This window comes from Fibrobacter sp. UWR2, assembly GCF_002210285.1.
In the GTDB taxonomy this organism is placed as follows: Bacteria; Fibrobacterota; Fibrobacteria; order Fibrobacterales; family Fibrobacteraceae; genus Fibrobacter.
In genome coordinates, this window is record NZ_MWQE01000003.1 from 227363 (window position 1) to 251398 (window position 24036).

Annotated in this window: 21 protein-coding genes and 1 pseudogene; 8 read left to right on the plus strand and 14 right to left on the minus strand. The window is 46.3% G+C overall.

The features are described from left to right. The first annotated feature begins 2 nt into the window (after positions 1 to 2). Both B7994_RS06920 and B7994_RS06925 read left to right on the plus strand, forming a co-directional pair. Complete coding sequence (locus tag B7994_RS06920) at positions 3 to 989, plus strand: glycosyltransferase family 2 protein (RefSeq protein ID WP_088637728.1); 987 nt, start codon at positions 3 to 5, stop codon at positions 987 to 989. After that, positions 986 to 1795 carry a glycosyltransferase family 32 protein gene (locus B7994_RS06925; RefSeq protein ID WP_088637729.1) on the plus strand — a complete coding sequence of 270 codons (810 nt, stop codon included), beginning with the start codon at positions 986 to 988 and terminating at the stop codon, positions 1793 to 1795. The genes B7994_RS06920 and B7994_RS06925 overlap by 4 nt, the downstream gene beginning before the upstream one ends. Before the next feature lie 20 nt (positions 1796 to 1815). On the opposite strand, the gene B7994_RS06930 is transcribed toward B7994_RS06925, so the two are convergent. Further along, a complete protein-coding gene (locus B7994_RS06930; RefSeq protein ID WP_088637730.1) occupies positions 1816 to 2781 on the minus strand; it encodes a hypothetical protein in 966 nt (321 codons plus the stop codon). 18 nt (positions 2782 to 2799) lie between these two features. Further along, positions 2800 to 3948, minus strand: coding sequence for a glycosyltransferase (locus tag B7994_RS06935; RefSeq protein WP_088637731.1), 1149 nt, complete (start codon positions 3946 to 3948; stop codon positions 2800 to 2802). A gap of 339 nt (positions 3949 to 4287) precedes the next feature. Between B7994_RS06935 and B7994_RS06945 the strand changes: the two genes are divergently transcribed. Further along, complete coding sequence (locus tag B7994_RS06945) at positions 4288 to 6210, plus strand: hypothetical protein (RefSeq protein WP_144063787.1); 1923 nt, start codon at positions 4288 to 4290, stop codon at positions 6208 to 6210. 146 nt (positions 6211 to 6356) lie between these two features. Here B7994_RS06945 and B7994_RS06950 read toward each other — a convergent pair whose 3' ends face one another. After that, on the minus strand, positions 6357 to 7328 hold the full coding sequence (locus tag B7994_RS06950) for an FkbM family methyltransferase (protein WP_088637734.1): 972 nt from the start codon (positions 7326 to 7328) through the stop codon (positions 6357 to 6359). 4 nt (positions 7329 to 7332) lie between these two features. Further along, positions 7333 to 8616 (minus strand): ABC transporter ATP-binding protein, encoded by a 1284-nt coding sequence (locus B7994_RS06955; RefSeq protein WP_088637735.1) that lies wholly within the window; start codon positions 8614 to 8616, stop codon positions 7333 to 7335. Positions 8617 to 9037: 421 nt separating this feature from the next. Between B7994_RS06955 and B7994_RS06960 the strand changes: the two genes are divergently transcribed. Both B7994_RS06960 and B7994_RS06965 read left to right on the plus strand, forming a co-directional pair. Then, positions 9038 to 10396 carry an AAA family ATPase gene (locus tag B7994_RS06960; protein WP_144063788.1) on the plus strand — a complete coding sequence of 453 codons (1359 nt, stop codon included), beginning with the start codon at positions 9038 to 9040 and terminating at the stop codon, positions 10394 to 10396. Between the two features lie 20 nt (positions 10397 to 10416). After that, the gene (locus tag B7994_RS06965; RefSeq protein ID WP_144063789.1) at positions 10417 to 11061 is read left to right on the plus strand and encodes a hypothetical protein; all 645 of its coding nucleotides are present in this window, start codon (positions 10417 to 10419) and stop codon (positions 11059 to 11061) included. A gap of 303 nt (positions 11062 to 11364) precedes the next feature. Here the strand turns inward: B7994_RS06965 and B7994_RS14390 are convergent. After that, positions 11365 to 11878: pseudogene (locus B7994_RS14390) on the minus strand (ATP-binding cassette domain-containing protein); the annotation flags it as partial. A gap of 757 nt (positions 11879 to 12635) precedes the next feature. Between B7994_RS14390 and B7994_RS06980 the strand changes: the two are divergent. Then, positions 12636 to 12923, plus strand: coding sequence for a hypothetical protein (locus tag B7994_RS06980; protein ID WP_088637739.1), 288 nt, complete (start codon positions 12636 to 12638; stop codon positions 12921 to 12923). Positions 12924 to 13010: 87 nt separating this feature from the next. Here the strand turns inward: B7994_RS06980 and B7994_RS06985 are convergent, their stop codons facing one another. Continuing rightward, complete coding sequence (locus tag B7994_RS06985; RefSeq protein ID WP_088637740.1) at positions 13011 to 13544, minus strand: hypothetical protein; 534 nt, start codon at positions 13542 to 13544, stop codon at positions 13011 to 13013. A gap of 135 nt (positions 13545 to 13679) precedes the next feature. On the opposite strand from B7994_RS06985, the gene B7994_RS06990 reads away from it, so the two are divergent. Further along, the gene (locus B7994_RS06990) at positions 13680 to 14003 is read left to right on the plus strand and encodes a type II toxin-antitoxin system RelE/ParE family toxin (RefSeq protein ID WP_088637741.1); all 324 of its coding nucleotides are present in this window, start codon (positions 13680 to 13682) and stop codon (positions 14001 to 14003) included. An 8-nt stretch (positions 14004 to 14011) separates the two neighbouring features. After that, complete coding sequence (locus B7994_RS06995; RefSeq protein WP_088637742.1) at positions 14012 to 15010, plus strand: ImmA/IrrE family metallo-endopeptidase; 999 nt, start codon at positions 14012 to 14014, stop codon at positions 15008 to 15010. Positions 15011 to 15033: 23 nt separating this feature from the next. Here B7994_RS06995 and B7994_RS07000 read toward each other — a convergent pair whose 3' ends face one another. From B7994_RS07000 to B7994_RS07035, 8 genes are all read right to left on the minus strand, one after another. After that, positions 15034 to 15894, minus strand: coding sequence for an ABC transporter permease (locus B7994_RS07000; RefSeq protein ID WP_088637743.1), 861 nt, complete (start codon positions 15892 to 15894; stop codon positions 15034 to 15036). Positions 15895 to 15903: 9 nt separating this feature from the next. Then, positions 15904 to 16824 (minus strand): glycosyltransferase family 2 protein, encoded by a 921-nt coding sequence (locus tag B7994_RS07005; protein ID WP_088637810.1) that lies wholly within the window; start codon positions 16822 to 16824, stop codon positions 15904 to 15906. Further along, positions 16821 to 17948: a Gfo/Idh/MocA family protein gene (locus tag B7994_RS07010; RefSeq protein ID WP_088637744.1), complete on the minus strand. Its 1128-nt coding sequence runs from the start codon at positions 17946 to 17948 to the stop codon at positions 16821 to 16823. The genes B7994_RS07005 and B7994_RS07010 overlap by 4 nt, the downstream gene beginning before the upstream one ends. 112 nt (positions 17949 to 18060) lie before the next feature. Beyond that, entirely contained in the window at positions 18061 to 19278 is a 1218-nt protein-coding gene (locus tag B7994_RS07015) for an acetyl-CoA carboxylase biotin carboxylase subunit family protein (RefSeq protein ID WP_233143100.1), read from the minus strand. Positions 19279 to 19288: 10 nt separating this feature from the next. Beyond that, on the minus strand, positions 19289 to 20425 hold the full coding sequence (gene rffA / locus B7994_RS07020; protein WP_088637746.1) for a dTDP-4-amino-4,6-dideoxygalactose transaminase: 1137 nt from the start codon (positions 20423 to 20425) through the stop codon (positions 19289 to 19291). A gap of 139 nt (positions 20426 to 20564) precedes the next feature. Beyond that, complete coding sequence (gene gltA, locus B7994_RS07025) at positions 20565 to 22064, minus strand: NADPH-dependent glutamate synthase (RefSeq protein WP_073323109.1); 1500 nt, start codon at positions 22062 to 22064, stop codon at positions 20565 to 20567. Next, positions 22064 to 22951, minus strand: coding sequence for a sulfide/dihydroorotate dehydrogenase-like FAD/NAD-binding protein (locus tag B7994_RS07030; RefSeq protein WP_072809080.1), 888 nt, complete (start codon positions 22949 to 22951; stop codon positions 22064 to 22066). The genes gltA and B7994_RS07030 overlap by 1 nt, the downstream gene beginning before the upstream one ends. Positions 22952 to 23199: 248 nt before the next feature. After that, positions 23200 to 24009, minus strand: coding sequence for an alpha/beta fold hydrolase (locus tag B7994_RS07035; protein WP_088637747.1), 810 nt, complete (start codon positions 24007 to 24009; stop codon positions 23200 to 23202). Positions 24010 to 24036: the final 27 nt, after the last annotated feature.

Below are 24036 nucleotides of genomic sequence, written 5' to 3' on the forward strand. Positions count from 1 at the left end.
TTATGGACTCCCCTTTAATAAGCGTTATTGTCCCTGTATACAATGTAGAACGGTACTTGAAAGTTTGTGTCGACAGCATTATTGGTCAAACATATTTAAACTTGGAAATTATTTTAGTAGACGATGGTTCGCCTGATAAATGTCCTAAGATATGTGATGAATATGCCGAATTTGATAATCGAATAGTAGTCATTCATCAAAAGAACGGGGGGTTGTCTGTAGCGCGAAATGCAGGAATTGATATTGCCAAAGGTGAATTTCTGACTTTCATAGATGGCGACGATTTCGTTGCTAAGAATTATATTGAGTTGTTATTTAATGGTTTGTTAAAATCGGATGCAGATATATCGATTGCTTCATTTTGTGCTTTTGCAGAAGGAAATCCTTTGGAAAAAATGTATGACTTTTTGCCCTTTGTTGAAATGGCAAAAGATGAATGTTTTAAGCGATACGGGTCATTGAAAGCGGAATTGTCAATGCCGTTTATTTCTGCCTGCAATAAAATATACAAGAAAGAATTGTTTAACACAATCAGGTTTCCTGTAGGAAAGTTATATGAAGATGCTTTCATTACTTATAAAATGATTGACAATGCCAAAAAAATAGCCTTTACCCCGTCTAAATTATATTTCTATCGTATAAACCCTCAAAGCATCCTTGGGCAATCCTTTAGAGAGAAACATCTTGAGATGGTAGAAGCTTTTCATGACGGGTTAGACTATTTTTGTCAAAAGGGGGAAGGGGCGATAGCCGAATTTTTTTTGCCGCCGTTGCTGATGCGAGAAATATATTGTTGGTGGGGGACGAAGAAAATTTTGAAAGATGAAAAAATGGCAAAAAAATTATTAAATGACTACAGGAGTCACTGTAAAAAGCTAAAACAATCAAACCTGTTGCTGCTTATCGCATTTAAGTTAATTTCCATTTGTCCATGGCTGTATATCATGTATAGAAAAATCAGTCCAGCTTATTTTGGAGATAGACGATGATTCCAAAGATTGTTCACTATTGTTGGTTGAGTGATGACCCTATGCCAGAAGAATCCATCAGGTATATCAATTCCTGGCATCAACTCTTGCCTGACTATAGATTCATTCTCTGGAACAGGGATAACTTTGATATAGATTCAATACCTTGGGTCAAAGAAGCCTTCAATAGTAAGAAATACGCTTTTGCGGCGGACTTTATTAGGCTTTGGGCAGTCTATAATTATGGGGGGTTTTATTTAGATTCTGATATTGAATTAAAAAGATCCCTTAATAGACTTTTGGAAAGTCATGTTGTCTTTGGTTATGAAAGTCCACAAAAGAATGGTCTCGAAGCAGGTTGCTTTGGTGCCGAGCCAAAAAATCAATTTATCGGGAATTGCTTGTCTTATTACAATAATCGACATTTTATAAGTAACGACGGATCTCTTGATACGAAACCGTTGCCTTCAATAATGAGCAAATTTATTACTTCTGAAATAAAAGAACATGTTTTCTCGTATGATTTTTTTACGGCGATGAATCAAGATACTGGTGCGATTGAAGAAACGTCAAATACTTATGCAATTCACCATTTCGCTGGAAGTTGGCTGAGTGATTTTGAAAAAAAGATTATGACAATGACCTCTTGTATACATAAGATTTTCGGGAGAAATCTGTTCAGTAAAATCGTTTTTATTGTAGGTATATTTGCATTGAGAATAAAAATTTTTGGAGTAAAAAAATCCCTTTCGTACTATCGTCGGCAGTATTTTACGGCAAAAAAAAATACATTAGAACCGATAGTCTCTTTTTTTAGAGATAAATGAAATTTCCCAAAATGAAGTAACTAGGTATTGCTAGTTTTTATATTACTGGCTCTAATGACGCCTTTTCTAAAATAAGGTGGTTGGAAGACGTTGTCCATAAAACAAAGCATATATCCATCTGATGAGGACACGGAATAGCCCCATTTTTCGAACACATCCTTTAATGTGGAGTAATGATTGTATTTATGATAGGTACAGCAAGCGACATTGATTTTTCTATTTAAGAAGAAATCAGAATTTCCTTTTATAACCATTTCTTCTGCGCCCTCTATATCCATTTTCACAAAAAAATGCTCCATAGGATCTTCTTTTACAGAGGAATTTAATGTAACCGACGTGGAATCGTCTTTATCACTGACCCATTTGTTGATTATTACAACCTTGTCTTTGTATGGAGCGAACGTAGCATGAAGAGGTCTCTGCCATATAGGATCCGCCTCATACAAATACAGTTTTTTCAAATCGTCAATTGAGTCTAATGCAATTAAGCCCTCAGCACATCCAATATCTAGCAAGATATCTCCAGGTTCAATTTTAAATTGTTCCGACTGGTATTGGTGTGGTGCTTTAGAAGTGAATCCTCCCCCTAACAGATTTTCTCGTTCAATGTAGTATTTGTATTTCTCGGAAACTTCTTTGGGGTTCCAACATGCAGGAAAAAACAATTTTTTCCCATTATGCAAAACATAGGGTAGTTTATAGCGTTTATCAACACCCACAAGAATTTCATCAGATTCTAGAGTCTTAACCTGATCATAAGGAAACATATCATGAATATTTTTTTTATCTAAAAAATCTAATTCGTCAGAATATTGCTGAGCAAGTTCAGGCATGTTTTTTAAACACAAACTAACAATGAAACCTCGCAACCGATCAATTTCATTCAACTTGTTTAGATAATCATCTTGGATATTGTATTTACCCATAAGATGAAAATTTTTTATTAGATTGAAAAGAACTCTTTTCAAATAAGACATATCAAACATTTCAAACTCCTTCACTTGTTAAAGACGTTGTAATAAAGAATCCCACTTATCACCGATTGCCTTGGAAGAATAGTTCTGGCATTTGTTTATGCAATTTTGAGCTAGTTGTTGCCGCAAAGGTTCGTTCTTTATTAGTTCAATTACTTTTTTAGCAAATTGCAATTCATCATTTTTTTCTACGATATAACCATTGACTCCATTTTCAATAACCTCTGGAAGTGCAGCAAAGGTGTTGAATGCTATTGGGACGCATCCACATTGTTGCGCCTCAAGTAAAGTCATTGGCCAACCCTCAAAACGAGATGTCATCATAAAGAGGGGGCTCTCTATATAAAAATTTTCAGGTTCTGACGTTGCTCCGAGAAAAGAGTAATTCTTTATATTAATGCCTTTTGCGTAATCCCTTAATTTTTGTTCGTCTATTCCCGAGCCGACAATAATTAAATTCCAATCACAGATGCCCGAATCCTCAATTATTTTCCAAATGCGTAATGCTGCCGAAATGTTTTTTTGAAAATCATCAAGTCTACCAAGAATGAGCGCGACTTTTTTCTTTTGAATGAAATTCAATTGCTGAGGTTGAAAGGTTAAGGGGTTGTTTATACAACTGATTTTGCCAACATCTTGTCTTTTTACGATACTACGGAATTCTTCGACGTACGCGTCGGAGAGTAAAATGAATCTATTCGCAATATCGTACATTTGCCCCAACATATTGATACGGTGATTGCGAAAATCAAAAATTACCATTTGAAATTTTACGAAATACCAAATGAGAATCTTTAATCGGTTTATTACCGATAATGGCTTTTTCCTATTGTGAGCAGATGGCGCATTATGCAAACAAAAAACAATTTTGCATACGCCTCTTTTTTTCAAATAGGACATTGCATGGTTTATATTGGGATCAAACAGTCCCTGAATGATGATAACGTCTATATTGTACTTTTGAATGTAAGTTAAAAAGTCAACTGAAACTTTTTTTCTAGAGTCGTTGAAGTTGTATTCGAATACATCTTGTTGATGAGTTGTATTTTCACCTTTTATACAGCCTTCAAAACAATTATAATTATGGTCGCATAATTCTTTTTTCAACAAAAAAGAAACTCTTTCTACACCACTTTGATTGTAGTCAAGAGAATTATGCAAAATTAAGATGTTTTTCATATTACGAGATCCTCAGTCCAAGAACCAGGAACGCCTTACTTAGATGCAAGGTCTGCTTGACTTTTTCTAGTCCAAGGAAAATGTGAATGCCCATGCCGCAAAACGGCGCATATTTTGTCTGTGTCAATTTAAGGTTTTTGTATTTTTTTATCAAAGACGAGATATCTTCGGCTTTTAAGGTTTCCATATCCTAAATATAATATTCCAGAGTTTGAAAAATTACCATTTTTGACGGGCAAATGGTGAAATTTCTTGAATTCATGAGCGATGGATGTTTTATTTTGAGAAAAAAAAGTATTGTTTGTTAGATAGATGCCGTAATTAAGTTATTTTTTTGCTATGGATAGTTTTAAATCATTTGATGTCTTCGACACCTGCTTAATTAGGCTTTGTGGAACTCCAGAAAAAGTTTTTGACATAATGTCAAAACGTTTGTTTTGTGACGCCCAGATCCATTTGCAAAAAGCTTTTCTTGCTGAACGAGAACGTATTGAAAGCGAGGTGCTTAAAAATAATCCTAACGCAAACATTACGCAATTGTATGACGAATTTGATTCATCTTCATTTGGCTTAAGCAAAAACGATTTGATTGAACTGGAAATGGCTGTTCAAGAAGAATTGCTATATCCAAATGGTCAAATACTAAAACAAGTACAAGAGGCTAGAAAAGCTGGCGTAAAAATTGCATTTCTTTCGGATATGTATCTTCCATCATCGTTGATAAAAAAAACTTTAGAAAAATATGGTTTTTATAAAGACGGAGATATATTAGCCATTTCATGTGAATGGAACGCTTCAAAACATGAAGGCAGCCTGTTTGACAAAATATTAGACTTTACTAAATCAACGCCGAAACAATGGGAGCATTGTGGAGACAACCCATGGGCTGATTACGAAATGCCTCGCCAAAAAGGGTTCAACGCTCAACTTTATAAAAATGGAGACTTCTCCAGCGATGAAATGGAATGGCTTAGGGAATCCACATATTCAGCGAGTAAACTTGCTGTAGAACATTTTTGTGGGATTTGCCGCGCAGTTCGTTTAAATTTGCCAAATGGCATTGAATACACGTTGGCTGTTGATTTTGTTGCGAGTATATATGTCCCTTACGTTTACCAGGTTTTACAAGAATCTCACAAGAGAGGCTTTAAACGGCTTTATTTTATTGGTCGTGATGGGAGGATTTTTTTGAAAATAGCAGAACAGTTTCAATCTCGATTTCCTGATATTGAACTGAGGTATATTAAGTTTTCTAGAAAAGCTATTTATCCGTGTTCATTCTACAACGCTGATGAAAAGGAATTGGAATGGTTTTTCCGATATTCCAAAAACCAGAAATTGTCAAACGCATTGTCATATCTTGGAATAGAATGGGATGAAATGTCCGCAATATGGCAACAGTCTTTTTCCGAAGATATGGTGCTGAATAACGCCAATATTCCGAAAGTAATAAAAGTGTTTGCCCAAAACGATTCTGCTTTATTACGGCAGCGTTCTTCTCAGAAAAGAAATGTTTTTTTGAAATATTTGCGACAAGAAGGAGTATTGGATCAGGTAAAAAAGGCTTTTGTTGATTTGGGGTGGATTGGGACTACGCGAGTTTGCATAAATAAAATCCTAAAAAAAGAAGGGCAAAATCCATTTTATGTTTTTTATTTTGGCGTAACAAGCGGATATATGGTTGGTGGCGAAAAAGATGACGCATTTATTTTTCTAAGGCAAGGTCTTGTTTGTTCGGAATTGGCTATAACATTGTTAGAGCATTATGCTTCTATGAATGAAGATGGAAGCGTTCTTTCATATGAGCAGAATGACGAGTTGGTCTTCCCGATTGAAGCCGAAGCTATGTTTTCGGGGAATCAATTAATCCGGATAAATGAAATTGCAGTGGAAAAAATTTCCCAATTATACGCACGTCTTAACTTTTCTGAAGAAGAAAATTATAATGTATTCTTGTGTTGTGGATTTAGAAAAATGAATTCTGTAGAAAAAGCACCATCACTACAGGAATATGAGATGATTTCAAAGTTGCAATCAGAAGATTTTGGTGTGAAATCGCGCATTGCAAAGAAATATTCTGCAAAGGACATTCTGGCGTTACTGGTATGGGGCGTCCCATCGCAACCATATTGGAATGCTGGGGCTCAAATAAAAACTTTTGGCAAGTCTAGCCGTTTTTTTGCAAAAATCTTTAAAATAACATCATCTTCTACTTTATCGGCTAAACTTAGGTATTGGTGGGATCAGAAAAAAAGAAGATAGTCTACATATTGATTCACTCTCTAAAAAGAATGAGTCTATCTCTAGTTAAAGAAAGGCTTGATTTAGTGAACGACCCATAATATTTCATTTTCTAGGAAATCTCGCATTTTCGAATGACGTAAATATCACCGGTCTTTTTTTTCAGATCAATTACGAACAGCTCTGACAAGTCCTTTTCTAAAATACGGTATATTTAAATTGGGATCCCAGTAAAAAACCATGAACCCATCAGAAAACTCCGTTTGGAAGCCATGTGATTTCAAAAACAGTGGAATGTCTTTTTCATGGTCGGCTCGATGATAAGTGCAACAAGATACCTTTATTTTGTTGCTTGATTGTAGAAAGGTTTCGCAGGCCCGAAGAACGTTTTCTTCTTCGCCCTCTATGTCCATTTTTATAAAATATGATTCACCTGTTGTTTGGGGAAGAACGCTTGATAGAGTGGTGCAATCTTTGGAATCTACACCGGATAAATATTTGGAAATTATAGAAACCTTGTCTTTATAAGGCTCAAAAGTTGCTTTAAGAGCATCTATCCAAACTTCATCAACTTCGAACAAATAAACGAATTTAGCTTTTTCAATGACATCTAGAGCGAATAATCCTTCGGCAGCACCGGCATCAATTATAATATCACCATTATCAACATGAATTTGATTGGATTGATATTGATGAGGTGTTTTGGTTGTAAAATCACCGCCTAAAATGTTCTCGCGTTCTATAAATCTAAGATAATACTTGGAAGCGGTTTCTTTCGACCAACCTTTGGGAAGGTACATTTTTTTTCCGTTGTGAATGACGAAAACTTTACTTTTTTTTGAATCATATTCCACATGCACTTCGGAAATTTTTTTTATTGTCGGATATGGGAACGGATCTATTAAGTTTACGGAATTAAGATAATTTAGTTCTTCGTTGTATTTTTCTGCTTCGAGGGGGTGCATATTGTAATAATTACTAATAATTTGTTTTTTACATTGAAGGACGCTTTGACGAAAATCGCTGTACTCAATGGGCTCATGTTCTTTAAATCTTGTAAAAAGGTCGTATTCCCCTAAATAGTGGAAATTGCGAATAAAGTTGCGAACAACAATAAAAAAATATTTAAACAAAGACATTTTCTTATTCCTTTATATGAGTTTGACCTTTCCAAATAATATTCCCCCAACCTCGATTCCATTGGGCAACATCTTCTTGTCTGCTTGCGGACAATTGACTAATTGCGAAAGCAATTACATGCGGAACGATATCAAAATCTCGTTGGCAGGTTAAAAAGTTTCCAATGCCTGTTGCAAAGGAAACATCGTACAACCCCTTTGCAAGAAAGTGGTCACATAATGTTAAAGAAATTTTTTTCGTTTCTCCTTCTTTTATTTTGAATGTTTGAGTATTAGAAACGCTACCAATTGGAAAACCGTCTATAGAGAAGACCGTTAAATTAATACGACATTCGTTTACAGTTTTATTTGCATAAACAGTAAAAACAAATTCAATAGGTTCGTCTGAGGCAAACTCATTGCTTTTCTTCGCAAATTCAATAGAAAAAAATTGGACGTCTTTTGTGCTGTCTAAATTTTCCATACATGCAATTTCTTTTTTCCATATTTTTTTATAAGCGTTCTGGTTAGAGTAGAAATCTACGGCATCTTCTACATTACCATCAAACGCCACTTGCCCCTGATTAAGCACAATCCCGCGTTTACACAAATTCTTCACTGCGCCCATATTGTGGCTCACGAACAGCACGGTCCTGCCTTCGCCGCGGCTTACGTCCTGCATCTTGCCGATGGCCTTCTTCTGGAATTCGGCGTCGCCCACGGCGAGCACTTCGTCAACCACCAATATTTCGGGTTCCAGGTGTGCCGCGATGGCGAACCCGAGGCGGACGGTCATGCCGCTGCTATAGCGTTTCACGGGGGTGTCCAGGTAGCGTTCGCAGCCGCTGAAGTCCACGATTTCGTCGAGCTTGCGGGTAATCTCGGCGCGGCTCATGCCCATGATGGCGCCGTTCATGTAGATGTTCTCGCGGCCGGTCATCTCTGGGTGGAATCCGGTGCCCACTTCGAGGAGGCTCGCGATGCGGCCCCGTGCGCGGATGGTGCCGGTAGTGGGGGCGGTCACGCGGCTCAGCAGCTTGAGGAGCGTGCTCTTGCCGGCGCCGTTCCTGCCGATGATGCCCACGACGTCGCCCTGTTCCACCTTGAAGTTGATATCCTTCAGGGCCCACACGTATTCGCTTGCGCCCTTGTGCGCGCGGTCGTTGACTTCGCCCACCTTGAGGTAGGGGTCCTCGCGGCGCAGCACCTTGGTCTGCCAGAACCTGTTCAGGTCGTGGCTGAGCGTCCCGGTGCTCACAAGCCCCAGGCGGTACTGCTTGCTGATGTTCTCGAACTCGATCGCGGTCATGGTCTTTTCAAGGTCTTTAATAAACCGCCCTGGATTGCCACGGCCTTCGGCCTCGCAATGACGTTGGCGGTCATCTTGTTGAGTAATATAGATTAAAAGGGGGTGCCGGGAACTTGATTTTGAAAAAATGCGCGAAAAACGCGCATTTTTCGCTGTCCCGGCAGGTCCCTTAAAATGGTGTTATTGGTGCCGACCCTGGGATTGAAAAAAATTTGTCTCAGACCTATTGACAAACAGGTTTTGAAAAAGTATATTGTAGTGCACAAGCGTGCAGAAGCCGTGCGCAAAAATTGATCTAAGACCCGCAATTTCAAGCCTGTTTGCGGGAAGGAGTGAAAAATGAGCGAAAGTAAAGGCAAAATTCTGGTTTTGAGAAACCAACGGGTTGTTTTGGGTTGTGGCGTGGCTGACGGGGGTGTATATGTTAACTAGATTTGGGGAAAACGTGCACAACCACAATATCCACGAGAAAGTGCCAATGGAATTAAACATTGAAAATTTCGCGAAGATAAAGTCGGCCAAGATTAAGTTGGACGGCATAACTGCGATTGCCGGTTTGAACGATACTGGGAAAAGTACCGTTGGTAAGATTCTTTATGGAATTTTTAGTGCTGTTGCCAATATAGATAAGTCCGTTGTTCAAGCGAAGAAGCGTAACATTCGACAAGAAGTCGTTTCGCTTCTTCATCAGAATAATCTGAATTCGCATGGAAGTATATCTCAAAGTGTTTTTAGATATACGCTAGATTTTATTGAAGAGTTGGTTGTTTCAGAAAATAAAAAAGATGCCGTTGATTTATATCTACGGGATCTTGAAAAAAAGCAAAAAGAGTTTGAAATTACATTCAATGAAGATTTGAAATCGCAAATTACCGAGTCGATAAAGAAAGTCCTAACTATTCCAGATGAAAAAGTTGCGCAATCGGTTGTTTCGCTAGCTTTCCAAAAGATTTTCAATGAACGAATTAATAATATTGACAACCCAGATGCCGATGCTATTGTCGGATTGCTGGTAAAAAAAAGGTATGTTGAATTAGTATTTAAGGATGATTCTCTTGAGTCCATGCGTAGAGAAATTTCCTTGGTAAATTCCGCCACGTATATTGACAATCCATTCGTATTGGACCGATTGAATCAATTGACAATTTATGAGAATCGTGAATCTCCATGGGTAAGGGATTTAACAAATAAACTCGTTTCCTTAAATGAGAAAAGAAGGAATGAAACCTTAGAGGACGAGGCTCTTTCAAGAATGATTGTTAGCGAGGGCTTGCAAAAGATTCTTGATGAACTGGATGAGGTTGCTCCTGGTTCTATTGATAACACCCATGATGGATATTTGTACAGAAGGGGAAAAAGCGGAAAAGCCTTGTCCGTCAATTCCTTGTCAACGGGTTTAAAAGCTTTCGCAATTATCAAACGCCTCCTTTTGAATCAAGGCTTGAAAGAAAGGGATGTTCTAATTTTGGACGAACCCGAGGTTCATTTGCATCCTGAATGGCAGCTGAAGTATGCCGAAATCATCGTTCTTCTTCAGAAAACGTTCAATTTGACTGTTGTTGTGACGACGCACAGTTCCCATTTTTTGGAAGCCTTGGATTTGTATTCCAAAATCCACAAGACAAGTGATGTTTGCTCATACTACTTTGCTTCTTGTGGTCAGGATTCTGATTTAGTCTCGTTTGAAAATGTGACGGGGCAATTGGAAAAGATTTACAGCAATCTCGTTCAACCGAGTTTTTTTATTGATGAAATCAAAGAAAAACACGGGGTGGAATGATGAGTATGTATGAGTCGTTTGTGAATTTGCTGACAAACTATTGTCGGCAAGTTGGCTGTCCGATACAAATAGAGAAATCTTTGCAGGATTCATCGGAAGACGATGCCAATGCGGTAAAGATTTTTATGTCAAAATACAAAGACTTGAATTCTATTTCGATGGATGCGATTGCTCATGATGTTGTGAGAAAAATTCATTTTGCAGGCACAACAAAAGAGGACGAATCTCCGGCGTCAGTAGATTCTTTTTTGATAGATTCAAATGGCTTTTGGTATTTTATCGAATTTAAAAATCAAAAGATTGGCGCGTCAAAAGAAAAGTGCATTGAAAAGTCTTATGCCAATGTCTATTGGTTACTGAAAATTTTAGAGGAACTGAAAAATAACGATTCATTTTCGTTCGAATCTTTTAGTTCATGCCCTTCTGGCATTTCTCCACTAAATTTTGTCAAAGAATATTGCAAATTTATTTTGGTCATAGCAGATGGTAAAGATGATCTTGAAATATACAAGATACGAGAGGCTAGAAAGGCTAAAAAAAGATGGCCTGATTCTGATTGGGCAAAATATATGAAAAAATTAGAATCATATATTTATAAATCTGCAGAAGTGTATAATGTTAAACAGTTTGACCGAGAGTTTGTTAAAAATTTTAGATACTCCTAAGAGATGATTTGCTTCTGTGAAATCTTGCGTTAGGGACGGAGGTGGCGAAGCCATTCGGAGGGCCGCTTGTCAACAACTCTCGGCCCTCTGAATCCTTCGTCTTCGCTCAGGACAGGCTCGAAAATCGCCATGCGAGGCGGCAATTTTATACCGCGACGGCCCGACCCCGGCCTGCCGGGGAAACGCCCAAGAAATTTAAGATAATTCGGGAAGGCCGGTCATTTGACGCCTACGGCGTCTGTGGCTGCGGCTCGATCATGTCGGTACGCAAGCGTCCCGCCGCGACACTCGCCTTGCACACTACTCCGGGTGGAATCCGGTGCCTACTTCGAGGAGGCTCGCGATGCGGCCCCGTGCGCGGATGGTGCCGGTGGTGGGGGCGGTCACGCGGCTCAGCAGCTTGAGGAGCGTGCTCTTGCCGGCGCCGTTACGCCCGATGATTCCCACGACGTCGCCCTGTTCCACCTTGAAAACCCGATGAGCGAGAGCCGCGGCCAAACTTGTTTGGCCATGGCCGAGCGATAAGGGTTTCTGCAAGTTGATGTCCTTCAGGGCCCACACGTATTCGCTTGCGCCCTTGTGTGCGCGGTCGTTCACTTCGCCCACCTTGAGGTAGGGGTCCTCGCGGCGCAGCACCTTGGTCTGCCAGTAGCCCGAAGGCGAGTGCAGCAAGAAAGAACTTGTTCTTTCTTATTGCCGAGCCAAGGAGCGGACGCCGTAGGCGTCAAAACCTGTTCAGGTCGTGGCTGAGCGTCCCGGTGCTCACTAGCCCCAGGCGGTACTGCTTGCTGATGTTCTCGAACTCGATCGCGGTCATGGTCTTTTCAAGGTCTTTAGTAAACCGCCCTGGATTGCCACGCCTCTATCGAGGCTCGCAATGACGTTGGCGGTCATCTTGTTGAGTAATATAGATTAAAAGGGACTGCCGGGAACCCAAATCGGAAAAAATGCGCGAAAAACGCGCGTTTTTCGCTGTCCCGGCAGGTCCCTTAAAATGGTGTTATTGGTGCCGACCCTGGGATTGAAAAAAATTTGTCTCAGACCTATTGACAAACAGGTTTTGAAAAAGTATATTGTAGTGCACAAGTGTGCATAAACCATGCACGAAAACTGATCAAAGACCCGCAATTTCAAGCCTGTTTGCGGGAAGGAGTGAAAGATGAAAGAAGGTGTGACCGTTGTGTCGGTTAAGAAACCTAGAAATCCCCTTATAAGAACCTGCTCAAGCCGCGAATGTACATCATTCTGGGGTAAAAGCGATTGAATTATACTTGACGGGGATTTGTAAATTATGTATATTATAAGTATAGAGATGAAGGTGCGGTTTGATCCGGGGAAGGCTCTCGTGGTCAAGCAGAAGCATAGCATCGATATGGAATCAGTAAGGCAAGAAATCCTTGCGGGCCGATTTGTCACTAGGATGGTTAATAACCAAACAGAACATAAGGGTCAAAGAATGTTTCTTGTTCTTGTGGATGGGTATGTTCATTGCGTTCCGTTTATTGAGGAAAACGATGGAACATATTTCCTTAAGACAGCTTTCAAAAGCCGTTTGTATCAAAGGAGGTTTGAAAATGGCGAACTCGAAATTCATAGATGAGCCGATTGATGACGAAGAACGCGCTTTGATGGAAGCGGTGGAAAATGATGAAACTGTTCCGCTCCCGCAAGAAGAGGAAGAACGGATTCGGGCTGACATTATGTCTGCTTCGGCGAAGAACATCACCATCCGTATGCAGCTTGATGATTTGAACGGCATCAAGAAAATGGCGAAGGCCGCGGGCATGCCTTACCAGACGCTCATCAATTCCATCATCCACCGTTACGTGACGGGCGGCATCGTGTTCAAAGTCGCGGTGTAGGCCTATTTATACCGAATTCGGTAACATTAGATTTAATGCTGGCGGCAATACGGCTGACGATGACGTTTTCGGCTTGGTTCACCTTTTTTATTTCCATTTTTTGTCAAGTTCTTTAAAAAAGTTCCTGTCGTTTCCAGCAAAGCAAAATTCATAGAATTCCGGCTTGTTTTCTTTTAGCCATTTGCATTTTGCTCTGATTCCTTTTCGTATATGCGAAATGTTTAGATGTGAGTATTTTTCGGCGGCGTGGATGATGTTCATTATGTCTGGTCCGCAGATACAAACGTCGTAGTTGCTGTAGTCTTCATAACCGAATTTGTCAACTTCCTTTTTTAGCTTTTCTTTGTAAGAGATGTAAATGAAATCATCTTTAAAAAGATGGTTGATTTTTGTCCAACGATACTGGATGTCTACAATTCCCGAAGTTTTGAGATATCCATCCATATACCAAATGACTCGACTGTGAATTTTGATGTAATCGTCAGGTAAATCTTCTGCCGTAATCTTAGTGGGGTATCGTCCGTGTGAGTAAAGGAATTTGTTTTCGGTATCCAGCGTCTCTCGAATACGTTTCCCGAATTTGCCTTGTGTGTAGATGTATGATCTGATGCGTTTTGTCATTTTACCTCCGAATGGTTGCCTTTGTCGGGGACAGTGCATGCCGAATATATATTTTTTTTAGAAAAATTACTACACCTATTGCATTATTTAAAATTTTAATATATATTATAGGTGCAGTAAAATTAATAGGATGAAATGCAGGTTGTGTTCGCAGACAAAGAATTAGCTCGCTGCGCGGGCGACAGGGCCTATGCTGTGCGAAAGTTGGGGCAACGTCGTGCGGATGTTTATTCGGTAAGAATAGACGCCTTGCTTCGAGCCGTTGATTTGGATTCATTGAAATATGTGGCGGGGCGTTTTCATGAATTGGTTGGCGACCGTGCGGGGCAATGGGCGTGCGATTTGGATCATCCGTATCGGCTTATATTCAAGCCGGTTTTAAATAGTGACGGGAATATTGTCGGATTGATTGTGGAACAAACTGTTTCTATCTTAGAAATTGTAGATTATCATAAGTAGGAGCTCTTATGCAGGTTTATAGATGTGATGAATTGGCTGTTGTGGTGCCTCCTGGGCGGCATCTTGCTGAAAAACTTGAAGAAATGGGCCTAGATGCGAATGACTTGGCTGCGCGTATGGGGTATACGCCCAAGGCGGTGAATGATATTTTGCAGGGCAATTGCCGCATTATGCCGGAAGTCGCAATCATGTTGGAGATGGTTACAGAAATCCCAGCTTCGTTTTGGCTGCGTAGCCAAATTGCTTATGATGAATACCTTTCACGCGAACTTATTAAGGCAACGCTTGAAAACCAACCCTTGTGGCGAAAATCTTTCCCGCCAGAATTGAATGCTCGTGATTGGGTGGAAAAAGACAAAGATAATGAGAAATCGGGCCTTTCGCTCCTCAAATTTTTCGCGGTGGCGTCCCCCAAGGCGTGGGACGGTTACTACAAGGATGCCCGCCTGAAGGTGGCGTTCCGCATTTCTCTTGCCGAGGTCAAGGACCCGTATGCCATGTCGGCATGGATTCGTCGGGGCGAGATTCTTTCGGATCAGGACCCGATGGAAAAATTGGGACAGATTCCTGTTCGCAAGCGCCTAAAGGCTGCACTCCCCGAAATCATCGCGTTTGCGGCGGCCAACAAGGTGCGCCCGAAGGGCAAAAAACGCATTACCTACTGGACGCCCGAGGCGGAGGTTGTTGACGACTGTATGACGGGGCTGCAGGAACTATGCCGTAAAATTGGAATTCGCGTGCTGTTCGTGCAGAATTTCAAGAGCGCCCCTATACATGGTATGTATCGCTGGTACAAGGATGTGCCATTGATTCAGTTGCACGACCGTTTTAAAAAGCGCGAAACGATGTGGTTTACGTTCTTCCATGAGCTGGCGCATGTGCTGTATCACGGAAAGAAGGGTATTTGTCTGCAGAATATTGAAATTACGCACAACTACCCCGAAAAAGAGGATGAGGCCAACTGCTTTGCGCAGAAATGCATGGTTGAAGCGGGATTTAAGGTGTAGAAGCACGGCAGGTGCGTTGCACTTTACACCGTGTCCATGAACGTGCGCTGTATCTTGTTGAATACGATTACGCCCAGGGCCAGGATGAAGGCGGCGAAGCCGGCGGTGTAGCCGAGGGCGGCCCAGCTGAATTCGCCTACGCCGAGCATGCCGAACTTGAACGTTTCCATGATGCTGGTGAGCGGGTTTGCCTGCATGAGCATTTTGAGGCGCGGATCCTCGATGGTGCTGAGCGGGTAAATCACTGGAGTCGCGTACATCCACAGTTGCACAATGAAGCTTAGTAAAAATGTGAGGTCGCGGTACTTGGTGGTGAGGCTGCTGAACAGTACGCCAAAGCCGAGTGCGAGCGCGGCGATGAGCGCTATGAGCACGGGTGTGAGCAGCGCGTACAAGTTAGGGTGCACGGGTGCGTCGGTGAAAATCATGTAGTACGCGAACACCAGGAAAAAGAGCCCCATCTGGATGCTGAGTCGCACGAGGTTGCTCGTGACGGTGGCAAGCGGCACCACGAGGCGCGGGAAATACACCTTGCCGAACATGTTCGCGTTCTCGATGAAGGTTTTGCTCGTCTGGTTCAGGCATTCCGAAAAGTATGTCCAGAGGCAGATGCCGGCGAGGTAGAATAGCGGCTGCGGTAATCCGTCTGTCGAAATTTTCGCGATGCCGCCGAACACGACCATGAACATGACGGTGGTCATGATGGGTTGAATGAAAAACCACAGCGGGCCGAGAATAGTTTGTTTGTACCACGTGACGATATCGCGCTTGACGAACATACGGTACAAATCGCGGTACTGCCAGATTTCGCCGAAGTCTACCGAGAGTAGGCTCGACTTTGGCTTAATGACTGTTGTCCATTCGTTTGTCTGTGCCGCGGCCATTTGCTTGCCCTAGAATGTCCGTTCGCGCACCACGTATTGCGGCGACTGGTTGATGCTGATGTAGATGCGGCCTACGTATTCGCCGATAAGCCCGAGCAGTAGCATAATCATGCCGCCCACAAAGAGGAGCGTGGCGAGCATGCTGGTGTAGCCCACGGGAACTTCGGGGTGCATGAACTTTTGGTAAACGACGAAGATGCCTGCGCCAAAGCCCACAAGGGCGCAGAGGATGCCGATGAAGGTCGCTGCACGGAGCGGCTTGACGGAAAACGCGGTAAAGCCGTTAATCCAGAGCCCGATTAGGCCTGCGATGGTGTAGCCGGATTCGCCTTCGATGCGGCGTCGGTGCTGGACTTCGACGTTGCCCAAGTTCTTGGTCGCTCGGAAAACAAGGCCGCTGATATAGGCGAAGGGGTGGGGGTAGCGCACGATCTCTTCGACGATGAACTTGCGCATTATAAAGAAGCTCGTAGTGCGCAGCGTCTTGGGCTGGCCGATGATGTTTTCGGCCATTTTCTTGTTGACCCACGTGCCAAAGCGGCGGAAGAGGTGCTGCGCGGAATGTTCGTAGTAGCCGTACACTACGTCATAGCCTTCTTCGAGTTTGTCAACCAGTTTGAATGTTTCGCTGGCAGGGGTTTGGCCATCGTCGTCGAGGCTTATCACGTAATCGCCGGTAGTTTGTGCGTAGCCGGCCATCAATGCGCAGTGCTGCCCGAAGTTCTTGGCGAGGCAGATTCCCCTGATATGGCTGTCTTCGGCGGCGAGGCGCTTGATGACTTGCCACACGCCGTCGGGGCTGCAGTCGTTCACCAGGATTATTTCGTAATCGGTGCCGGTGCGTGTCGCGACGGTGTCGCGGATTTCTTGCACCACGGTCTCGATGGTGTTTTCGCTTCGGTAGCAGGGAATTACAAATGAGAGTTTCATACGTTCTCCCATTTGTTGCTCTGTGCGGAGCGGGCGGCGGCCTGCATCATGGCAAGGCCTTCGAGCGATGTGCGGATTCCGCAAACATATTGGCTTGTAAAACGGCCTGTCTCGAAATATTGCCTGAGGCAGTCGGCGATATCTTTGTAGTAGTTGGCGAAGGCTTCGATAAAGCCTGCAGGGTGGCCCGCCTTGAAGCGGTTGTAGCGCTGCTGGTTTGCAATTTTCACGTCGCCGGTGCGGTCGCGCAGGCTTACGTTGCCCCGCAGGTCGCATGTTTTGAGCGTTTCGGGCTCCAGCTGGAACCATTCGGCGCTGCCTTCACTGCCGTACACGCGAATGCGCAGGCCATTGCGGTTGCCGAGTGCCGTCTTGCTGAACCAGACCTGCGCGCGCATGTTGTTGGTGTACTGCGCAAGGGCCCCTACGTTATCTACAATCTGCGGGAAAAGCCCGAAGGTTGCCTGGTCGGCAACGATGCGTTCCGGGCGCTCGCCTGTCAAAAAGTATATCATGTTGTGCAGGTGGCTGCCGAGGTCCAGCGAAATCTTCGGGATGACGGTATCCTTGAGGCGCCAGGCCTGCGGCTTGGGCGGCTCGTTGTGCGAACCCAGTCGCATAAAGCCTTCTTGCGGCATTTCGACTTGCACCTGCTGGATTTTGCCGAGTTTGCCGTCGGCGATGAACTGCTTGAGTTCGCGCACCATCGGGTAACCGGTGTAGTTGTATGTGGTGCAAAAGAATCCCTTGGTTTCGGCGACAACCTTCGCGATGGCTTCGCCTTCTTCGAAACTTGTGGCGAGCGACTTTTCGCAAATCACGGGGAAGCCTGCCCGGAGTGCATCGATAACGATATCTTTGTGCAGGTCGGTGGGGGCAAGCACTACGACGGCGTCGAGTTTGCCTTTTTCGGCTTCGAGGAGTTCGCGGTAGTTTGCGTAGGTGCGTTCGGCAGGTACGCCCCAGACTTCGGCGGTCTTCTTGTTCGTTTCGGCGTGGGTGCTGAATGCGCCCGCCACCAATTCAAAATGACCGTCCATCTGGCTTGCCGCCTTGTGGACTTCGCCGATGGCGGAATTGATGCCGCCGCCGATAAAGGCAATCTGGTAAGGTTCCTTTTTCATATTTCTGAATATAGGATATTAGATGGCGGATCAGGTCCGCCATGACGTTATTTCTATCGTCATTCCGTGCTTTTTTGCGTCATTCCGTGCTTGACACGGAATCTCCTAGAAGTTAATTGACTTTAATCTTCACTAAATCCGTCATTCTGGCGGTCTTGTCGGCCATTTCTTCGGAGGTATTGAATCGGAAGAATACTATTCCGGCCTTATATGTTAGTTTGTCTGCAATGGTTTCGCCGGGTGTGTACCACAGCAGTTTGTCGACGATATTCCCCTGGATTTCGGGGTCGAAAACGACTTCGCGGACGGTATCGCCCTTTTTTATTTCGGGGCCTGGCATTAGGCAGTGGCGTAGCCAGTAGCCCTGCGTGGGCTTATCCTGGATGCCAGAAATATCTTCGCCGGTTTCGGCCATCACAATGAATTTCGGGTAGTCGATTCCGGTGGCGTATTGCACGAACTTGATGTACAAATCGCCGGGAGCGCGGCGGCAGATTTCGATGATTACGGGAGTGCCGTCGGCTTTTTCGATGTACTGGATGTGCAAAATGCCGTCGACCAAGTGCAAATCGCTGGCAATGCGTTCGCAGTAGTTGCGGAGTTTTGCGAGAGTCTCGTTGCTCGATGTGCTCGGCGAGTTCGCTCCGCTCACCATGTACTTGTTCATAAAGTACTGCTCGTTATCGGCGAATGCAAATGCGACTTTGCTCTTCACGAGCATGGCAGAAAAACCGTGGTTTGTGCCGGTGACGAACTCCTCGACCACGATGTGGTCTTGCCGTGTGCGGCTGCAGGCGTCTTTGTAGGCGGTGCGTGCTTCTTCCGGGTTGTTCGCACGGTGGATTCCTTTGCCGCCGGTGAGGTCAACGGGCTTGACGATGATGGGGTAGGTGAGGCTTGCGATGGCTTTGTCAAATTCAGTGCTGCTTGCGGCGTCCGTGTTTGCGACATCAACTGTAATGGCGCGCGGTGTCGGGATGCCGAGCCTTGTAGCGAGCGCGCGGTACTTGTCCTTGTGGTGAATCTCTAGGCTTGTCGCGTAACTGTCGTGCCCTGGCAATCCGAGTTTTTCGCTCACGTAAACGGTCGAAAGCAACGAGAAGTCGTTGCATCCGGAGCAAACCGCCTGAACACCTTCGGTGCGTGCTAATTCAAGCATCGCTTCTTTGTCGCTGAAGTCTGCAAAAACCGTCTTGTCGGCATAAGGGTGCCCGAGACCGTCGCGGTTGTTACCCGTAGTAATCACGTACCAGCCGAGTTCTTTGGCGGCCTTTATCATCGGGATTTCGGCGTGGCCGCCGCCTAAAATGAGAAGCTTCTTGGACGTCATGCGCAGGCCCTTACTTCCCGAAGAATTCCTTCACTTTGCCGCACACGAATTCCAGGTCGGCGGGCTTGAGGCCATAGAACATGGGCAGGCGCAACAGCCGGTCGCTTTCGCGGGTGGTGCAAATGTCTTCGCCGTAGAATCGCCCGAACCGCTTGCCGGCAGGGGCGTTGTGGAGCGGCACGTAATGGAAAACAGCGAGAATTCCGTTCTGCACGAGGTGTGCGATGAGTGCGGTTCGCGTCTTGAGGTCGGCAACTTTCAGGTAGAACATGTGCGCATTGTGTACGCATTCTGCCGGAATGTAGGGGAGTTGCAAATCGCCTGCGTCGGCGAGCAGCTGCAGCTGTTCGCGGTAGGCGTTCCAGCTGGCCATGCGGTTGTCGTAAATCTTCTGCGCGTTTTCGAGTTCGGCGTACAGGTATGCCGCATTCAGTTCGCTCGGCAGGTAACTGGAACCGAGCTCGACCCAGGTATATTTATCTACTTCGCCGCGATGGAACTGCACGCGGTTAGTTCCTTTTTCGCGGATGATTTCGGCATGGTCGGCGTATTTCTTGTCCTTGATGAGGATTGCGCCGCCTTCGCCCATGCTGTAGTTCTTGGTTTCGTGATAGCTGTAGCAGCCAAAGTCGCCGAGGGCACCGAGAGAGCGCCCCTTGTAGGTAGACATCATTCCCTGCGCAGCGTCTTCGATAACATAAAGGTTGTGGCGGCGAGCGATGTCGTTAATCGTGTCCATCTCGCAGGCAACGCCGGCGTAATGCACCGGTACGATGACCTTTGTCTTTTCGGTAATGGCACCTTCGATGAGTTTTTCGTCCAGGTTCATCGTGTCGGGCCGGATGTCTACGAAAACGCATTTTGCTCCGCGCATCGCGAAGGCGTCGGCGGTACTCACGAACGTGAACGAAGGCATGATGACTTCATCGCCGGGCTGTATGCCGCAAAGCAGCGCCGACATCTCGAGCGCATGCGTACAACTGGTGGTAAGGAGCGCCCGCGCAACTCCGGTCCTGTTTTCCAGCCAGGCGTGGCATTTCTGGTTGAACTGCCCATCGCCGCAAATACGTCCGCTTTCGACGGCCTGTTTTACGTAATCAATTTCGGGCCCCACGAAGGGCGGCTGGTTGAAAGGAATCTTAATCATCGCTGCTTGAAATATACACACTTGAACCCGCGCGGTCAATGAAATCCAAACGCGACTTATCCCAACTTGGAATGAATAGAAACCCCCGCCCTTGGGGCGGGGGTTTTAAACGTCATGGCGGGCTTGACCCGCCATCTCCTTACTTCTTCAGGAATTCATTAATTCCAGCGGCAGCACGGCGACCCTCACCCATGGCGAGAATGACCGTAGCAGCGCCGAGCACGATGTCACCACCGGCATAAACCTTCTCCATAAAGGTCTTGTTGGCGGTTGCATCTTCGAGAAGGATGTGACCCTTCTTGTCGACGGAGAGTTCCGGCGTGGTGTTGCTGATAAGCGGGTTGGAACCGTTACCGATAGCAACGAGCACGGTGTCGCATTCGATTTCAAAGCTTGCACCTTCGACCTTGACCGGACGCGGACGGCCCTTTTCGTCAGGTTCGCCGAGTTCGTACTTGTCGACGAGCATGCCACGAACGTGGCCGGCTTCGTCGCCAAGAATCTTGGCCGGGTTCTGCAAGACGCAGAATTCGACACCCTCTTCCTGGGCATGGAGAACTTCTTCCTTACGGGCCGGAAGTTCGTTCATGCTGCGGCGGTAAACGATGCGGACCTTTTCGGCACCGAGACGGAGAGCCATACGGGCAGCGTCCATAGCGACGTTACCACCACCGAGAACCACCACATTCTTGCCGGGCCACATCGGAGTATCGGCATGTTCCTTGTCGTAGGCGCGCATGAGGTTGGCGCGGGTCAGGTATTCGTTAGCGGCGAACACACCGACGAGGTTTTCACCTTCGATGTTCATGAAGAGCGGGAGGCCTGCACCGGTACCGACGAACACGGCATCGAAACCATCCTTTTCAATCAAGTCCTTGAGCTTGCGGGTACGACCGATGACAAAATTTGTCTCAAACTTCACGCCCATGGCTGCGAGAGATTCGATTTCGTTGTCAACGATCTTCTTGGGCAGACGGAATTCAGGAATGCCGTAGCGGACCACGCCACCGAGCTTGTGGAAAGCTTCGAAGATGGTCACGTCGTGGCCTTCGCGGCGAACGTCGGCAGCGACGACCAAGCCAGCAGGACCGGAACCGATAACGGCAACCTTCTTGCCGGTAGCGGGCTTCACGGCCGGCACAGAGGCGCCACCGTTGTTGCGTTCGTAGTCGGCAGCAAAGCGTTCCAGGCGGCCGATAGCCACAGCCTGGTTCACGTCCTTGTGCATCTTGCCCATGGTGCAGTTCATCTGGCACTGGCGTTCCTGCGGGCAAACACGGCCGCAGATTGCCGGGAGCAAGCTGGTTTCCTTAATCTTTGCGATAGCGGCCTTGAAGTCACCTTCGGCAATCTTTGCGATGAAGGCCGGAATGTCGATGTGCACCGGGCAGCTTTCGACGCAAGGCTGGTTCTTACAAGCGAGGCAGCGGTTAGCTTCCACGATAGCCTGAGCTTCGGTGTAACCCTGAGCCACTTCTTCCATCACGCGGGCACGGTAGCTGGGTTCAAGCTGCGGCATCGGCTGGGCCGGAATGGCAGTCTTGTCCTTCGGCTTGAGCGGCTTCGGGAGGGCGTTAATCTTTTCAAGTTCCACCTTGGCGGCGGCGTCCAACTGTTCACGAGTCAAATGTTCAGACATTACTTGCTCTCCTTGGCCTTTGCGTCAGCCATCTTATCAATGTTGCACTTGTGGCCGTCATTGGCACCGAAGCGGTGCAAGGCTTCCTGTTCCTGGGGCTTGAAGGCGCCCATACGCTGGAGCATGTTGTTCCAGTCGACCTCGTGGCCGTCGAATTCCGGGCCATCGACGCAGACGAACTTCGTCTTGCCGCCGATAGTCACGCGGCAGCCACCGCACATGCCGGTCCCGTCCACCATGATGCTGTTGAGGCTCACGACGGTCTTCACGCCGTAGGGCTTGGTGGTGAGGGCGCAGAACTTCATCATAACCGGAGGACCGATGGCGAGCACCATGTCGGGCTTGCCCTTCGTGTCTTCGCAGAGTTCCTTCAGCGGTTCGGTCACGAGACCCTTGCGGCCGTAGGAGCCGTCATCGGTCATGAAAATGATTTCGTCGGCGAGGGCGGTCATTTCTTCCTTCATGAGGAAGAGGCTCTCGTTACGGGCACCCATGATGATAGTGACCTTGTTGCCGGCCTTCTTCATGGCCTGGACAATCGGGTGCATCGGGGCAATGCCCACGCCACCGCACACGCAAACCACGTGGCCAAAATTCTCGATGTGGGTCGGGGAACCCAGCGGGCCCACGAGCACCGGGATATCGTCACCGACTTCGAACTTGGAAAGTTCGGTGGTGGTCTTACCGACGGTCTGGAAAATCAGGGTGATGGAGCCTTCAGTCGTGTCGGCATCAGCGATGGTGAGGGGCACGCGTTCGCCGTTGTCCTTGTTCGTCTGGAGGATGATGAACTGGCCGGCCTTACGCTCTTGAGCGATCAGCGGGGCCTCGACGCGGAATTGGAATACCGCAGGAGATAACTGTTTTTTAAAGAGAATTTTTGCCATAGTGGGTCGAAAAATAGAAAAAATCAATCCATTTCATGACTTTTGAGCCTAAATGGGTGATTGATTTTTTTGAAAAAGAGGTTTTTAGTATGAAAATGCTGCGGGAGGGGCCCCAGCTCAGAGTTGCGAAGGCCGCACGGGCCCCTCCCTGCACCCTCCCCATCCTTGGCCGACGCATCTTAGGTATCAGGTGTTTATCGCTGTTTTAAATATGCTTATCGCATTAAGGGAGATGTATTTGCAGGTTGTTACTTTTGCAGGAACGCGAGGATGCGGTCCTTGTATTCCTTGATTTCGTCGAAGGCGGCGTGGCCGTAGCCCTCGAACATCTGGAATTCGTATGGGACATTCGCAGCCTTCAACCGCGCCACAATCTTGTCGGAGGCGATAGGCAGAACGACGCGGTCTTCGCTTGCGGCAAGTACGAGCACCGGGCACCTGATGCTTGCAAGCATGTCGCCGGTATCCACGTTATCGCACTCGCGGGCGAATATGGCGAAGCGGTCCATGTCGGCTTCGGAAACGTCCTTGTACATGGCACGTAGCGCGCGGCTGTAGCGTTCAGCGAACTTCGACGAGAAGCAGTCGCGGATGAAGGCTTCGACGAGTCCCTCGCGGTCGTGCGCGCGGGCAAGGCGCGCCCAGTTCCCGATGACTTCAAGCTGTTCCGGTTCCGGCTTCGATGTCGAACAGCCGAGCACGAGTTTCCACACGAGTTCCGGGTGCGTCGCCGCGATATGCTGGGCCACCATGCCACCCTGCGAAACGCCGTAGAGCGCCACGTCCTTGAGGCCGAGCGCCTGCATGGCAAGCACCTGGTCGCGAGCCATCTCCTCGAGGGAGTAACCCGGGTCAACATCCTTGCGCCGGTCAAAAAAGTAGAGCGTGTAGCCCTCGGTGAACATCTTGTAAGGCACCTGCAGGGAGGCTGCGGATTTCATCACGCTCTTGATGGCAAGCCCCGGAATAATCACGAGGGCGCGCGGGCCGTTGCCGAACTTCGCGTATTCCATCTCGAATCCGGCGGTGCGGACACACTGTACAAGTTCTTCGCTCATGCCCTAAAAGATAGATACATATCTTGC